This is a genomic window from Dysgonomonas termitidis, assembly GCF_042654545.1.
In the GTDB taxonomy this organism is placed as follows: Bacteria; Bacteroidota; Bacteroidia; order Bacteroidales; family Dysgonomonadaceae; genus Dysgonomonas; species Dysgonomonas termitidis.
Map to the genome: position 1 here is coordinate 122,774 of NZ_JBHSGN010000054.1, position 16,410 is coordinate 139,183.

Annotated in this window: 13 protein-coding genes; all 13 read right to left on the bottom strand. The window is 42.2% G+C overall.

The window, feature by feature from the left end; all coding sequences use genetic code 11:
• Positions 1-8: 8 nt before the first annotated feature.
• Positions 9-1,850, bottom strand: coding sequence for a DNA mismatch repair endonuclease MutL (gene mutL, locus ACFO6W_RS06880; RefSeq protein WP_379994662.1), 1,842 nt, complete (start codon positions 1,848-1,850; stop codon positions 9-11).
• Positions 1,851-1,924: 74 nt separating this feature from the next.
• Positions 1,925-3,811, bottom strand: coding sequence for an OstA-like protein (locus ACFO6W_RS06885; RefSeq protein WP_379994663.1), 1,887 nt, complete (start codon positions 3,809-3,811; stop codon positions 1,925-1,927).
• A gap of 177 nt (positions 3,812-3,988) precedes the next feature.
• The gene (locus ACFO6W_RS06890) at positions 3,989-5,374 is read right to left on the bottom strand and encodes a peptidylprolyl isomerase (protein ID WP_379994665.1); all 1,386 of its coding nucleotides are present in this window, start codon (positions 5,372-5,374) and stop codon (positions 3,989-3,991) included.
• 81 nt (positions 5,375-5,455) lie between these two features.
• Positions 5,456-6,322 (bottom strand): peptidylprolyl isomerase, encoded by an 867-nt coding sequence (locus tag ACFO6W_RS06895; RefSeq protein ID WP_379994667.1) that lies wholly within the window; start codon positions 6,320-6,322, stop codon positions 5,456-5,458.
• On the bottom strand, positions 6,319-8,334 hold the full coding sequence (locus ACFO6W_RS06900) for a peptidylprolyl isomerase (RefSeq protein ID WP_379994669.1): 2,016 nt from the start codon (positions 8,332-8,334) through the stop codon (positions 6,319-6,321). Before ACFO6W_RS06900 ends, ACFO6W_RS06895 begins: the two co-directional genes overlap by 4 nt.
• A gap of 150 nt (positions 8,335-8,484) precedes the next feature.
• A complete protein-coding gene (guaB, locus tag ACFO6W_RS06905; RefSeq protein ID WP_379994670.1) occupies positions 8,485-9,960 on the bottom strand; it encodes an IMP dehydrogenase in 1,476 nt (491 codons plus the stop codon).
• A gap of 152 nt (positions 9,961-10,112) precedes the next feature.
• Positions 10,113-10,766, bottom strand: a complete 654-nt coding sequence (locus ACFO6W_RS06910; protein WP_379994671.1) for a hypothetical protein — start codon at positions 10,764-10,766, stop codon at positions 10,113-10,115.
• Positions 10,767-10,966: 200 nt separating this feature from the next.
• Positions 10,967-11,344: a DUF4377 domain-containing protein gene (locus ACFO6W_RS06915; protein WP_379994672.1), complete on the bottom strand. Its 378-nt coding sequence runs from the start codon at positions 11,342-11,344 to the stop codon at positions 10,967-10,969.
• A 59-nt stretch (positions 11,345-11,403) separates the two neighbouring features.
• Positions 11,404-12,516 carry an AAA family ATPase gene (locus tag ACFO6W_RS06920; RefSeq protein ID WP_379994673.1) on the bottom strand — a complete coding sequence of 371 codons (1,113 nt, stop codon included), beginning with the start codon at positions 12,514-12,516 and terminating at the stop codon, positions 11,404-11,406.
• 11 nt (positions 12,517-12,527) lie between these two features.
• On the bottom strand, positions 12,528-13,232 hold the full coding sequence (locus ACFO6W_RS06925) for an RNA ligase family protein (RefSeq protein WP_379994675.1): 705 nt from the start codon (positions 13,230-13,232) through the stop codon (positions 12,528-12,530).
• Positions 13,233-14,231: 999 nt separating this feature from the next.
• On the bottom strand, positions 14,232-15,095 hold the full coding sequence (gene tatC / locus ACFO6W_RS06930; protein WP_379994676.1) for a twin-arginine translocase subunit TatC: 864 nt from the start codon (positions 15,093-15,095) through the stop codon (positions 14,232-14,234).
• A 14-nt stretch (positions 15,096-15,109) separates the two neighbouring features.
• A complete protein-coding gene (tatA, locus tag ACFO6W_RS06935; protein ID WP_006799017.1) occupies positions 15,110-15,307 on the bottom strand; it encodes a twin-arginine translocase TatA/TatE family subunit in 198 nt (65 codons plus the stop codon).
• A gap of 140 nt (positions 15,308-15,447) precedes the next feature.
• On the bottom strand, positions 15,448-16,410 hold the full coding sequence (locus ACFO6W_RS06940) for an FAD:protein FMN transferase (protein ID WP_379994677.1): 963 nt from the start codon (positions 16,408-16,410) through the stop codon (positions 15,448-15,450).

The following is a 16,410-nucleotide window of genomic DNA, read 5'->3' on the forward strand; positions in this document are numbered from 1 at the left end:
AAGATATCTTACCGGAACATCTTTTCTATCACATCATCTTCCAGTAATGAGATAATTGTCTTACCATCGGGAGTATGTTTATGTGCAGGCGATGCAAACAGTTGGTCTACAATTTTATTCATCTCCTCGTCGGATAATCTATGCCCGTAAGGTATAGATGCGGCATTAGCCATCGACAAGGCAAGGGATTCCTGTATTTCTTCCTTTACATCACTGCCGCTGTCCACACTCCGGCTTATCATATTATGTACAAGTTGTACAGGATCTACATTTGTGATTTCGGAAGGCGTTCCGTTTATAGCATAGGCATTGTTGCCAAGATGGCTCAAATCGAATCCTACAGCTTCCAAATCGTCCATCAGATAAGGAATCATTGCTGCTTCGGAAGGAGACAACTCTATTATATCGGGAAACAAGGCCCGTTGCGATATACCTCTCTTCTGGCGAATCTGCGCGATAAACTGGTCAAACAGGATACGGACATGTGCCCGGTGCTGGTCTATGAGCATCAGACCCGATTTTACAGATGTAAGTATATATTTGTTCTTGTATTGGTAATGAACAACCATCTCAGTGTTTACTGAAGGAATGGTTGTCTCCGTACCAGATGACTGGCTGAATATATTTACGTCCCTATCCGGTTCTATATCCATACCAGAGTTACCCCTGTCTTTTTCAAATCCTTCGTAAAACTTTTCCCAATCCAGAGTCTGACGTTGGTAGCCGGAACCAGAAGAAGGGCTTTTGAAAGGATTGTACGATGGATTTACATTCACACGTGGCTGGCTTACATTCTTCGATGGATCGTGAATCGGTATATCTATGGCATCCGTTGTATCAAAGTCGATGGTGGGCACCTCATTGAACTTGCCTAACGCTTCTTTTACTGCAGCCGATAATATTTGCCATATAGGCTGTTCGTTTTCGAACTTTATTTCGGTTTTTGTAGGATGTATATTCACATCGATAGTATCCGGCTCAACATCGAAATAGATAAAGTAATTCGGATTTTCGCCCGATGGGATTAACGGTTCGAACGCAGCGGTCACGGCCTTATTGAAATACGGATGACGCATATACCGCCCATTCACAAAGAAATATTGCAAGGCCCTTGTTTTGCGCGCCGATTCGGGTTTTCCCACAAATCCTCTTATCTTTACCAAAGAAGTATCTATATCGATGGATATCAGTTGCTGGTTGAAATTCTTCCCTACCACATTTACAATTCGCTGGCGCAGATTGCATGCAGGATACCGAAGAACTTCAATATCATTGTCGGTGAAGGAAAATTCTATTTCGGAATTTACCAGCACTATCCGTTCCAACTCGGTAAGTATATTCCTCCGTTCGGTATCGTTCGATTTAAGGAACTTGCGGCGGGCAGGGACATTGAAAAAGATGTTCTTTACCGAAAAATTACTTCCTTTAGGACAGGCGATACATTCCTGAGCTTCAACCCTCGATCCCGATATCTGGAGCAAAGTACCCAGCTCATCCTCTTCCCTGCGGGTCTTTACTTCTACCTGGGCAATAGCAGCGATAGAAGGCAATGCTTCCCCGCGAAATCCCATTGTATGCAGAGCGAACAGATCATCAGCCGACCTTATTTTCGAAGTTGCATGACGTTCAAAAGCCATGCGTACATCGGTAGCGGACATGCCTTTACCGTTGTCGATGACCTGAACTAATGTCCGTCCTGCATCTTTGACAATAAGTTGTATAGTGTCGGCTCCTGCATCAATAGCGTTTTCTACCAGTTCTTTCACTATGGATGAGGGTCGTTGAATGACCTCTCCCGCAGCAATCTGATTAGCTATGGAATCGGGTAAAAGATGTATTATATCACTCATTTATTGTATTTCAAGATTTAGAATTTCAAGATTTCAAAATTACTTGTATCTTGTCTACCTGACTTGTAACCGGATTATTCTTCCCTGTCAAAGACTGCCGGACGTTTAGGCCGTACATCCCCGGCTTTTTTCGGTGCTTTCCGGAATATATCGTCTTTGTCCAAAGGTCTTATATAATCGTACCAGTAAAAGTCCTTCAGTCTCAATTGCTCATTGGTTACCAAATGGAAAGGCGTTGTTTTGCCTACAGGCTTAGGCCAGACTACCAGCTTTTCGAACTGCCCGTCGTTCATAAAAATCTGCAGATAACTGCCTTCCAGCCAGTTGAGGACCCCGTTTAGTGTGCCGTCCCGTTCTTCCGGATAGGCGATTGTTTCTACGTTTCCTTCGGCCAACACTCTTTTTACTTTCTTATTTTCGAAGAAAATCTTCATCGAACGGCTTTTCAGCTGGTTGAAGTGTATAGAGTCTTTTTCTTCGATAGAGAAACTATACTGCTTTATATGCATCCGGTCGATGGTACTGTCATTCATGAATATATCTATCGTGTCACCCGACAGCTGCCTGTTGGTATTCCACAATATAGGGTCCCGGTACATGTGGATGATGGAATCCTTCGAGTTGAACTGCAGGGAATCACATACGCCTTGCATATCGGAACGGTAGAATCTTACCCCATAATAGGCTTTTATCAAACGAAACTCTTTCCTGGCAGTATCTACAGGCTGTTGTAGCGCAGACACCGTATAAAGCGGCATAGTATCCGCCGGAAGCCCCATATCTACCCGCGCCGAATCGTTTTGGAAACGGTCGATGATATGCAAAGAATCCCTTGCCAGAGAATCCAGGATCTGAGGTTCGGGTTTTATCAGAGAATCTACTGCAACAGGTTTTATCTTAGGGATATAACTGCTGTCTATAACTGTCAGTAATTTCAGTGTATCGGCATGTATATACAGGCTGTCTCCTTGTGAATACTCGATGCAATAAGCAGAATCGGTAGCTAATGCGGAATTGTTCAGTTCATTATAGTAGCCGTAATTGCCTATAAGGATTATTTTCTTTACAGTATCCTGTAAAAACATATTTCCGAATACTTCGCCATAGCCCAATGTCTTATAATAAAAAATGGAATCACCCCTGAGATAACGGTTTCCTTCTTTATTCATTACTGTAGACTGGTCCAGAAGGAGTGATCTTTCTGTTTCCGTATTGTACCACCCGTTGCTGGTGTATATGACTCCGCTATCAGATACTATTTCGGTGGGCGTGGTGAATATAGCGACTTTCTCGTTCGTATTGTATTTCAGCTTGTCCGAATAAAGTGTGAAATTCGGGTTCTTCAAGATTACGCTATCCTTGAATGTAGCAATACGGATATCAGGCTCGTATTGCCCCCAGAAAGAGGTCAATTCGTTGAGAGAATCGACAAGCATACCGCCATCGAAATAATAACCCAGATTCATAGTCCGGTCATAATTAAGACTGTCGGTAAACAATGTTATCGGGTTCCTTTTGCTTTTGGGTGAATGTTCGAGATTGACATTTTCACGGACTTTCACCAGCTTCGTATTCCCGTCATAATGCATATATCTTCCGTTCAGGAACAGTGTATCGCCTTGCTCCATACGGACATTGCTGAAAGCTTCGAATGAATTTTGCTTCTCATCGTAATAAGCGCTGTCGCAATAAAGGTAAGCTCCGTCGTGGAAGAATATGACACTGTCTTTTAGTACCTGCGGCTCGAAATCCGGCCGTCTTATCAGCCTTTTCGAATTGCGTAATTCAATTACTTTGACGCCACCTTTACTCGTTGCCGGCTTTTGTTTTACAGGATCTTGCGGCTTTTTGGGCACCTGTGTGATGTCCGGCCTTACCTGCGGCGACAGCATGGACTGGGCCGAAGCATAAAGGGCAATGAGGCACAGAATACTCACCAGAGGTATTCTATGCCTTTGCATCGCATATTTTATAAGTTTATTAAACACGTCTTATTTAGTAACTGTTTAAAATTTACCGAAATAATCTTTTATATAACTATTTTCTTTCTTTGGCTCTCTGTGTGTATTCTTTTGAGCGTAGAATCTATCTCAAAAACTCATGGGAGAAGACCAATAAAACAGTTACTTGATACAGGTTTATCTAACCTTGCCGGCAGTATCATCTTTGAGCCATCCCGAATACTGGAAGTCGCAATTCCGCCAATTTTCGTCTATAAAGACATATGTATCCTTAATTTTAGTTTGGAGCCATTTGCGAAGTATTTCCTCTTGCTTATGAGATTCTACTATTTCTTTCAGGGCCTGATAGTCATCAGATACATTAGCTACGTGTCCCTCGGTACGGCTTCTGAGCTTTACGATAGCTACTACTTCTTTACCGTTATCTGTCTTCATTCTGAACGGTGCCGATACCTCACCTACCTTCAATTTATCCACGGCGATGGCTACTGCCGGCGGAAGCTCTTCCTTCAGGAAGCGCGGGGTGCCATAATTGGTACTTTCCTTGCGGTTTACCATCAACCCGTTGTTTTTGCGGGTGTCTTTATCGAATGACAGTACGGTTGCGTCTTCGAATGTAAATTTGTTTTGCTTTATATCTTTGGTGATTGAATCCATCTTAGCGATTGCTTTTTCAAATTCCGCTTCCGGCACTTTCGGGCGAAGCAGGATATGACGCACGTTTATCAGGTCACCCCTGCGCTCTATCAGTTGAATAATGTGGAATCCGTATTCGGTTTCTACTATATTGGATACTTTTTTAGGATCATTAAGAGAAAATGCCATATTGGAAAACTCCGTAACCCAGCTTGCCCGTCCGCTGAATCCGGTTTCACCTCCGTTTTGGGCAGAACCGTCTTCGGAATACATAATTGCCAGTGTGGAGAAGCTTTCACCCGCATTTACCCTGTTGGTGAAATCCCTCAGGCGTTCTTTTACTTTATCTATTTCGGCCAAAGGAACTATCGGCTCGTTTGTAATTATCTGAACTTCTACGGTAGTAGGTATATATGGCAGGCTATCCTGAGGTAATTGAGCGTAATATCTTCTTACTTCCGATGGGGTCAGGCTGCTTTTTTTGCCTACCAGCTTTTTCTTTACTTCCGATACCAGATAGCCATTCCGGATTTCTTCCCTCCACTCTTCACGCAACTGGCTCATCGAAGCCTGGAGATACTCTTCAACTTTTTCTTTAGAACCCAGATTGGCAATAACCATGTTTTCCTGACGGGTCACTCCTCTGGACACTTCTGCCGTAGGTACGTCTATACTGTCTATCTTGGCCTGGTCGAGAAACAGTTTTTGTACAGCCAGTTGTTCGGGTATCAGGCAATATGGGTCACCTTCAATACGTTCGCCCCGTGACAGCATCATCTGCCGGGCTTTTTCCACATCCGACTTTAATATAGCCTCATCTCCTACTACCCAGATTATCTGGTCGATAATATTATCCTGAGCCTTACACAAAAGCCCCGAACTTAATAGTATTGCTAATAAAATAAATTTTCCGGCCTGTTTTACCATTTGTATGTTCAATTAAAAAATCGCGTAAATATAGTGATAATGTATTACTTTTTCTCTTAACGTAAAAAAAGAAGTTATATTCTATTTGTTATAAAACTTAATTTCTTCATCTGAAACGGCTTTGTCATACAAGTCTTTCTTCACTTGCTGCAAATAATCGGCTTTCTTTTGTTCCATATACATTTCGGACAGTTGTCCCTTTACATAGTCGTATGGAGCCTCGCTTCCCGCCAGTTCATATTCCCTGATATTCAATAGATAAACGAAGGAAGAATCGCGCAATTCCAGATTTTTATTCCTTTGCAGGAATATTTTCTCATCGGTGACAGCCGGAGGCATATTTTCCAGGACATCTGCCAGTCCTACCCATTTGTCATAAAAATATTCATAAGCCACCACATTCTGCAACGTGTTTTTTTCAATATTTTCTATCGCGGCATCGTTTCCCTGCCTGTACCACTTCTGAAAATTGGCTAATTGCTTTGAGTTAGCGGGGATTTTCAGATACAGGCCCTTGATGATATTGTCTTCCAGTTTAAATTTGTCTTTATTTTGTTCATAATACGTTTTAAGCTCATTCTCCGTAACGGATTTTGAAAAATGCTCTTTCAGCAGTTGCTCCTGATATGAACTTGTTATCAGCGACTTTTTGTAGTTTTCTACCAACTCGTCTATGTCCTTCTTGTTTATGATATTTTGCAGAGCCTTACTGTATATCAGTTGGTCATTTATCCACATGTCTATATAAGACTTGGCAGCTGCAATACTGTCTTCAGCAGATAAACCCATGGGCAGCATTTCATCTAGTTCGGCCTGATAGAGGGTTTTGTCTCCCACAGTGACAATCGGATTCAATGCCCGGTCAGCATCGGTTGTTCCGCTTCCACTGCAAGAAAACACAATGAAAGCCGTAAAAAACAGATATAAACAGATGAGGGTCTTTTTCATTGTTTCAAATTTAGTGCCGGCTTATTAATATCTACTTTGTACTTATTACGGAGATAAGTAATCCAGTCTTTTTCCAGTTTTTCCTGATAATCCAATTCTACCGCATAACGGACATCAGTATAATCCTCAGGGGCATTTATAAACTTTCCGGTTACGAAGAAATACGGATATCCTCTGAATGGAGCAGGGGCAACTCCTCCGTATATTTTATTGTCTACATATGGATTGCTTCCCTTTATCCATATTCCCGGCTCTATTTTGACTTGTAAAGAGTCCTTGTTCAGCGTACCATCTATCTCATTGATGAAAGCCTCGCGCGAAGTTGCCTTTTTAGCGCCTGCTTCGGCTTTCTTCAGGATATCTTCACTCTTGGCATATACCACCATACCTTTATATTTCTGACCATCCAGCGAGTACCTTGCCTTGTTTTTAGTAAAATAAGCTGTTAGCCCGCCCGCGTCGTTTTTTGAACGTTCCCATACATTTTTGTTCTGTACGTCATAATATAACAGACCGTCGGAAAATTCATTCATTGTACGGGCAAAGTCAGGGAATCTTTTGTCCAGAGTATCTTCTTCATAATCGGATAGCAGGACTGCCTGAAAACCTTCGAAATATTCGTTGAGTATATCCGACGATAAACTGTAAGGAGAGGCTTCTTCTACTTGCATAATTGAGATATCATCCGTATCTTTTATCCTTTCTTTCTGCCTGTAACTGATATACTTGGCAAATTCACGGACAGGATATGCCCTCTGCCCGTCGATACCGAACAGGATATCGTCACCGTTCTTTATCATCTTCAGGAACACAGAATCACGCGGTGATACCGTTTCTGTGATTTCATACAATCTGGAGAAGGCCTCTTTGTTGACTGTAACATTAAAGTTACTTTTCAGCCTGCGTCTTTTCTCATCGCTAAGCGCCTGAACTTTATCGCTTTTCAGTATTTTTTCCCTCAACTGATTTTTCATTACATCAAGGCTTTCTGTGGGTATTTTCCGTAATAACCTTATGATATGGTAACCATAGTTGGACATCACCGGCTTGCTTATATCACCGGCTTTTTCGAGATTGAAAGCTGCCATAGTAAAATCCATAGGCAAATTGGAGTCCAGCCTTATAATGCCGAAGTAGCATCCGTTGGCCTCCATTTTATGGGCTTTGGAAAATAAGTCACAGAGGGTCTGGTAATCTGCCGGAGACTTGATGTTTTCATATTCTCTCCACGCTACCTTTCCCACACTGTCTATCTGCTGTTGCGACGGAGGCAGATGTGAAAAATTGAATACTACTTGCTCTATCTCTACTGCTCCCATTGCAGGACGCCGGTTCAGTACCTGTATAATATGGTATCCTCTGGATGCGCGTATAGGCATACTTACCTCGTTTATTGGCAAGCTGTATATGGCATCTTCCACCTTGGCCGCAAACATAAAAGGTGATACCCAGCCTATATATCCGTTGCGAGACTCAGCACGGGTATAGAATGCAGTACCCGAGCGCGGGGTATTCGGTTCCGCTCCGGCGAATCCGTCTTTCAGTATTTTGACTCTGGCTTCCATCGCCTTCTTGTATATCCTCAGAGTATCGCCAGGGAGGACTATTTCTTCATTGTCGAATGGGAACATGACATGGTTGATCTCTACGTTTTCCTGCATCCGCTTATATATCTTCTCTATATATTCATCCTCATAGCCGGTATTATTCATATATTTATGAGCCATCTGCGACCTGTAGGATGAAAGCTGCCGCTGGAAAGACGCCGTTGTATCGAGATGCTGGGCCCTGGCCTCTGCTACATTCAGTTTGAAATCTATATATGAGTTTACAAAGTCGGCGAAGTTCTGTTTGGTTTCGGTATTGGCATTTCCTTTTTTGTAGGCGTATTCAACCTCGGACTTATACACGGGTGTCCCATCTATTGAGAACACGACAGTATCGTCCTGTTGTGCAAATGTACACAACGTAGCAAGTAGCGCAAAGATTAATAAAGAAAGCTTTTTTATCATATAATAAGCTATGTAAAAATAAACCAGACACAAAGATACAAGAAATATAGGCTCATAATGTTTTAAAATATTCTAAAATAAAAACTCTGTATATTTTTATCAACATACAGAGTCTTAATTTATTTCAGAATTTATGCGATCGGATCGTATTTATTCTCCGCGGCTATAATTCGGCGCTTCACTTGTTATTGCCACATCGTGTGGATGGCTTTCAGCTACTCCGGCATTTGTGATGCGTGTAAACTTAGCGTTATGGAGCGTTTCTATATTATTTGCCCCGCAATATCCCATACCTGCGCGCAAACCGCCTGTCATCTGGTAAACGACTTCGAACAATGAGCCTTTGAACGGTACACGGGCAGCGATACCTTCGGGTACAAGTTTCTTTATATCAGCCTCCATATCCTGGAAATAGCGGTCTTTCGAGCCTTTTTCCATCGCTTCGAGAGAGCCCATTCCACGATATGATTTGAATTTACGTCCGTTGAATATGATAGTTTCGCCGGGAGATTCTTCCACTCCGGCAAGTAATGAGCCCATCATTACCGAATAACCTCCTGCGGCCAGGGCCTTTACTATATCTCCCGAGTAGCGGAGGCCTCCGTCGGCTATCAATGGAATACCTGTTCCTTTCAGCGATTTTGCGACATCATAGATGGCTGACAGTTGCGGAACTCCGATTCCCGCTACTACACGTGTAGTACAGATAGAGCCCGGTCCGATACCTACTTTCACCGCATCGGCTCCTGCATCTACCAGATATCTGGCAGCTTCGCCTGTGGCGATGTTACCTACTACCACATCTATGCCGGGATAAGCAGCTTTTACTCTTTTCAGCATATCGGCTACCCCTTTCGAGTGACCGTGCGCTGTATCTATAACAATGGCGTCTACTCCTGCTTCGACCAAAGCGGCTACACGGTCCAGTGTATCATATGTCACGCCCACTCCGGCAGCGACACGCAAACGCCCGTGTTCGTCTTTGCATGCAAACGGTTTATCTTTAGCTTTGGTTATGTCTTTGTATGTAATGAGTCCGATCAATCTGTTTTCAGAATCTACTACGGGCAGTTTTTCTATTTTATGCTGTTGAAGGATGTCTGCCGCGGCTTCCAGATCGGTGCTCTGGCGTGTAGTGATAATCCTGTCTTTGGTCATCACATCGTCTATCAGCTGGTTCATATCGCGGCGGAAGCGCAGGTCGCGGTTGGTAACGATACCCACAAGATAGTTGTTGGTGTCAACAACAGGGATACCTCCGATTTTGAATTCTGCCATCATAGCCAGTGCCTGGCCTACCGTTTTGTCGCGAAGGATGCTTACAGGATTCGAGATCATACCGTTTTCGGCACGTTTTACGAACCTTACCTGTTGGGCCTGGGCTTCGATCGACATATTTTTATGTATAACGCCAATACCTCCTTCGCGGGCGATGGCAATAGCCAGTTTAGCTTCCGTGACTGTGTCCATAGCCGCCGAAACGATTGGGATATTTAATTTGATATTGCGTGAGAAACTTGTCGAGAGATCGACTTCGCGTGGGAGAACTTCTGAATAAGCGGGGATCAACAATACATCGTCGAATGTCAATCCATCCATGACTACTTTATCTGCAATAAAAGACATATATAAAAGAGCTTTTGAAATTTATTGCGTGCAAATATAGTCATTTTTTGGCAAACAGAGTTTCTTTTTGATTAAAAAAGATGAGGATTTGACAAAAGTTTTTAGAACCGGCTTCATTTTTTAACAATTAAGCATTAATTTAGTTTGATTTGTTAATCTGTCAATATTCTGGACGAATGCATCAATATGAAAAACTCTATTGTTTCATCTATCGATCTATCGGAGGTATAATCAGGCGCTTCGGCTTTTAGGCGGTCGAAAACCGTATGGTATTCTTCTGTATTTTTAAAAGACCGGTATTGCCTTTTCTTGAAGTTATTCAGTTCTTTCCTGCTTAGTTTCATTTCCTTGATTACAGTCCCGTCCTTAATTTCCAGAAGTATATAGTTTTTGGGAGAATCCCCGTTCTTGAAACCACCTTCGGGTACTTCCCCCGCAAGCATAAGGCCCGATACCCAATCTGCTTTTGCCCGGGTTGTGTTTGGAAATAGCGAACTGTATGCATTCTCTCTTTTTATTTGCAGATCCTCCATATAATATTTTTGTATTGCCGTTACATAAAGCTGATTGTCTTCGATCCGGAATGTGCCTATATAGCCTTGTCTGGGCGCAGTAGAGAGTATGATCTCTCCATCGGGGGTCATTTCGGTGTGATCTGCTTTGTCGATAAAAAAATGAGATAGGTATTTGCTGTCCACTATGCTGTATTCTTTTCCATTATATAGTAATTTATCGGGGGTGTACACACTGGCCGACAGGCTGAAATATACTGCCAGCAAGAGGATTAGTAAAAACTGTTTTTTCATAGAGGACCCGGTTGATAATAAAAATGTATGGCTTCAAAATTAGATATTTATTTCGAAATCATAGTGCAGGATACTTTATTTTTTATCGATTCAGAATTCATTTATTTATATGCAAAAGCCTGTAGCCTTTTATGAGTTACAGACTAAAGGACGGTTAAACAAAAAACCGTCCTTTAGTCTGTAATAAAAGAGATGTTGATTTACTCCACAGGTCCGGACTGTAAATCATCCCCGGTAGGCATATCAGGCAGGTTGTCTGATGTTTTCTGTTCTTTGGAAACTTCTTTTACCAAAGTATACTTCAACGAAGACTGATCTGCTGCTGGATGCTCTACTTCTTCAACTTTTACTTCCAGTACATATTCATATCCGGGTTCATAAATAAAGCCTTCTATGTTGCTATAAAAAAACTCCCATTCTGTCTGGCCATCTCTTTTTACCAAAAGGCATTTCATTGGAGCTACTCCCACACAATCACCCTGGCTGGATGCCACCGTCAATTTCTGAATATTCTCAGAACTGCCGCAAGAACCTAAAAATAAGGCCGCTGCGAGCAAGCTTAAAATTAATTTATACATAATTTATATTTTGAATAGATTAATATCTTATTTATAAACATATACCCTCTCTAAAAGGTTTATTTTTCAACTATATACTCTACTTCATGCGCTTCCGGCAGTTGTGGTATTTCAAGCTTCTGCAACATCTTGTCCAGTATATCTCCTGACAACTGAAACTCTCTGTTACGGTTCTGATTGCGCCACACATCATATGGTTTTTCCACATATACTATTTTAACTTTTGCCCCATACAAAGTGAACAGATCGACCAGTTGCTGACGCATCAGGCGTGTGATATTAGTAGCATTCCATACAAAATCCTGTTTCTTACGCAAATATACACGAGCCTGTTCTTTTGCTTCCTGTACTACCCGGCCGGTCGCTGACCTGTCCGCAGGGCTGTATTTATATTTCCGGCGGATAGCATCGAGGCTGATGACCGGCATATCCGGTTTAAGTGATTGTATATAATGGTCTTTGCCCATCCCCGGCAAACCTGATAGCAAAGTAACCTCACATTTGAAGTCATCGTACGGCACATAACCAATATAACCGTCTATCGTATTGAAATATTCGTACCGGGCACTTGCCGTCGGAAATTCCAAGGCTTTGTCCCAGCAGCCTTCATCTTTGCAAAACATCTCAAATAAGTCCAATGACTCGATTAACGCCCCTGCATCCTCACATATTCTTCCGCGGGCATCAGCCTCGGCCAACATTCTCAGATGGCGGGTATTAGCCCTTAATGATACAGCATGAATCTTTTTGGCCGGTTCCAATTTTTCCATCAGCCATAAAGGCAAGCCGTGAAAGCGTACCAGTGAAACGACTTTCTCCCGAATGTGGAACGGAGTCGGAATGTCTTTGAACAGAATATTTCGCGCAGTATATTCTCCTCTCCGGGCATGCCCGTTAGCAGAGATATTTCCATTGCCTTCATCCTGCGAAGTGGAGCATTTCTCTATATCATGCATGAGAGCCGCCGCCCACAATATCTCCTGTTCCTGTTCGGACAAAGTCTGATACCGCGGCATTTTCAATAATTCGTCCAGTACCATTTGTGTGTGGATGGCTACATTACCTTCAGCATGGTGAGTTTTGTGTTGCACCACATTTTTCATATCAGCGACCCACGAAAATTGTCTTTCGAGTGATTGCCAGTCTTTATTTTGTGTTAACTTCCAAGTCATAATCATATATTTTATTCGTTAATTATTTGCCTTTCCCAAACCAAACATGCACGTTTCCAGTTACGGGTCCAGTGTTCTCCTGTTTTTACATGCCCTTTACGGACATATTTGAATACATTGCGAGAGAAGGCACTGACAGGGTATTCTCCTGCATTACGGGTGACAACGCCTTCACGCGTACAATCTTCGCCGGTTTGCGTATCGGTAGAACCGAATACACTCGGGTGCTGTGCCCAAGCCAATACCTGCGGCTCGAGTGTATCGTGCGATAAATCTTTTACCTGCTCAATATCCAATTCAGGGACAGTAGGGAAATCGAATATGGCAGCATAGAATTTCACTTCTTCCCACGACAGCCATTTGTCGAGGCAACGCACTGCGAACACGTAGTAATAAGACTCTATCCGCTTGTATTCGATAGAGTGTATTGCATACAGGTTTTCCCCAAATAGTTCTATGTCGCCCAAGTCTCGCTTCATAAATTCCCAGCGTTCACGTATCCGGGAGGTCCAGGGCGAAGTGGTGGGCGCCGCATGTGAGCGGGCATAGACTCCAAACCGGTTGAGACAGTTATTCTCTCCATCCAGTTTCTCTGTATGCACAAGGGTTTCTATCAGTTGAATATCATCCCGGTATGTATGGTTTATCCGGTCATCGCTGGTAGTCCCGGGCGAGAACGGAAAATGATATGTACGTCCATATTTTTGTGATAACATAATGTAATTGTTTTTTAGTTCTTAGAATACAATAGCAGACAAGGCCCGTAAATTCACTTTACAGCCTTGAAAGATGCGGGAAGACTCCCGCTATGTATGCTAAACAATTACATGACATTCCGTATGAAATAGTTATAAATAATTTATACAAAGGTAATGACATTTATTAAGACGTCCAAATTTCAGGGTTTCTGCACCAGGGCAAATCCACGAAAATCATCCGTTATGCCCTCCAATATGATTTGCATTTATTAACTATAAATAGTTAAAACCTGACACATCTGACATATTTTTCACTGTTTTTATTCTGTCATTTTTACTTTTGTTAACAACATCTGGCTAAGAGACAATTTTTCCGTTACACTGAATACCACCGAGCGGGCGCTTAGGGACGCTGAAACCCCGCTAGCGCGGACTTCAAGTCCGTGTCTTGTTGACAGGGTAAAAATGTTTGCTACGCAGCACACAGACGTGACGTCTGCGCGAGCGGGGCAGGACTGTTAAGTTCTCCGCTTTATTCTGTTATTTTCTGCTGTCATCCTGAGTGGAACGAAGGATCTCATTCGATTTAGGAGATGTTTCACTCCGTTCAACATGATAACCAACGGTCACAAGAACGTAGCGTATGTAAACAGAAAGCAAAAATTACTTTTGATACACTCTCTTCCAAAAAGTAACAAAAGTGACAAATATATCAGTTAGCAGTAAACAGTCATCAGTTAACAACTTGTATGTCGTATCTTGTTTACTTGTAACTCGTAACTGCCCAAAGGGCGAAGAAATAACATTCGCCGAAGCGAAGGCGAGGCAAACTCGTAACTGCTTTAATCAATACTTCAAAGAACCATAAGCTAACAGCTAACGGCTAAAAGCTATATATAGATAAACTTTTTCAAAAAAATTACCCTTTTTCGGCACATAATCTACCCGGTGAAAATGGAAAGCGCATACCTAAGATTCAGGCATGCGCTTAACTATAATCAGATTATATATATTATTCTATATTGACAATTGTGGAGAATCCTCGTCCTCTTCTTCCTCCTCTTCCTCTTCTTCGTCGTCATCCGTCTCCTTAGGCGCCGGTTTTACCATAAACCGGCTCAACTCGAACAGGAAATATAGTGGTATAAAGACTACCGATAATGTGAATGGGTCACCCGAAGGTGTAATAACAGCCGACAGCACCAGAAGGCCTACTATAGCATGACGCCTGAACTTTTTAAAGAAGGACCTGTTCAACAATCCCAACTGAGACAATAACCACGATACAAGCGGTAGTTCAAAGACAATTCCCATAATAAATATCAGCATCAGAAAGTTATCCATATACGAGTCGAGCGAGATAGTATTCTCTATCATCTCACTCAGCTGATAAGTGGACAAGAAGCGGAAAGTCATCGGGAATACCAGAAAGTAACCGACAGAGCATCCTATGAAAAACATAATGGTACCGAACAGGAATACCCACCGGATACTTTTCTTCTCATTGGAATATAAAGCAGGGCTGACAAATCTCCATATCTCAAATATAAGATAAGGGAATGTAAGTATCAGCGCCAGCCAGAATGATGTGGTCATATGCCTGAAGAACTGTGATGTAAGATTATAATTTATAATCTTGATGTGAAATGTATCATCACAGAAGTCTGGCAGAAAAGGTACAGCCGACGTAACATAGCACAGATACTTATACAGGACAAAGTTGGCACGCGTAGGCCCCATTATCCATGTATCGTATATGTACGGCATAATAGCAAACCCAACTATTGCGAATACAAATAAAGCGATGATAGACCGTATTAAAGTCCATCGAAGTTCCTCCAAATGATCCCAAAAGGTCATTCCTTCATTGTTCTCTTCCATAGAAAAGTACTATCTCAATCTTTTTTAGTTGTATCGTTTCCTTCTATATCGTCTTCAATGCCTTTTACGCCCTCTTTGAAGTTTTTGATCCCTTTACCCAGACCCTTCATTAGTTCCGGTATTTTACGGCCACCAAAAAGTAACAATACGACTATAGCTATGATGATGATTTCTCCTGTCCCCAGGTTTCCTAAAAACAAAAGTGTTTTCATGTTTTCTAAGTTTAAATATTAATGTAAATATGGCTATATTCCATTCATCAGTAAAAATAACACAAATAATGTCTACTAGACGGGATGATATGGATATTTATTTCTTTTTTAACTATTCCCTGTTTCAAACCCCGGCCAACTTATGCCGGGATAAGATTTTCCTTTATACCGGGAGTATGATACATTTTGTATTGTCCCTCCTCATCGCAGATAAAAAGCGCATCCAGATCCGGAAACTTCTGTACCCATTCCAATGCCTTTTCAATACCCACTACCAGGAATGCCGTCGCAAATGCATCGGCTGTAATCGCGTCTCTGGCTATAACTGTTGTTGACAGCAAATTGTGAGTTACCGGATAACCGGTTGCCGGATTTATGGTATGTGTAACCTTTTGTCCATCCTGTATATAAAACTGGCGGTAATTACCGGATGTAGCTACTCCTCTGTCCGTAATCTGTAAGATAAGCTGCAAGTCCTGCCCCGGTATCGGATTGTCTTCTGCCGGACGGTCTATTCCAATTCTCCATGCTTCCCCGGCCGTATTCTCTCCTCTCATACGTATTTCACCACCTATTTCTACCAGATAATTCAGGCACCCGTGCCCGTCCAGAAAATCTGAGACTATATCAGCTGAATAACCTTTAGCTATGGCATTGGCATTTAATACTATATTCGGATTCGATTTTACAACACGCTTATTTTCTATCTTCATCTTATCCATCCCTACATATTCTTTAAGGGCATCTACCTTTTCTTTGTCGGGGATGTCTTTTTCGCGGGAGCTAAAGCCCCAGGCCCTGAATAATGGCTCGGCTGAAATATCGAATGCGCCTTCCGTTTGCCGGCTTATCTCTTTAGCCCTGTTAAAAATAGTTTCGAAGTAATAGTCTGTTTCTACATTCTCATTCCTGTTGATGCGGGAAATAAGGGATGTCTCATCATATACAGACATAGACTTTTCAAAACCGGCGAGTAAAGACTCTATTTCGGGCTGAAAGTCACGGTCTTCGCCGTCCTGATAAATAATATTGTAACTTGTACCTTCCGCTATTCCTTGTATATTGTAGTAGAAAGTACCGTTGTCGGCCATTACTGCATTCAT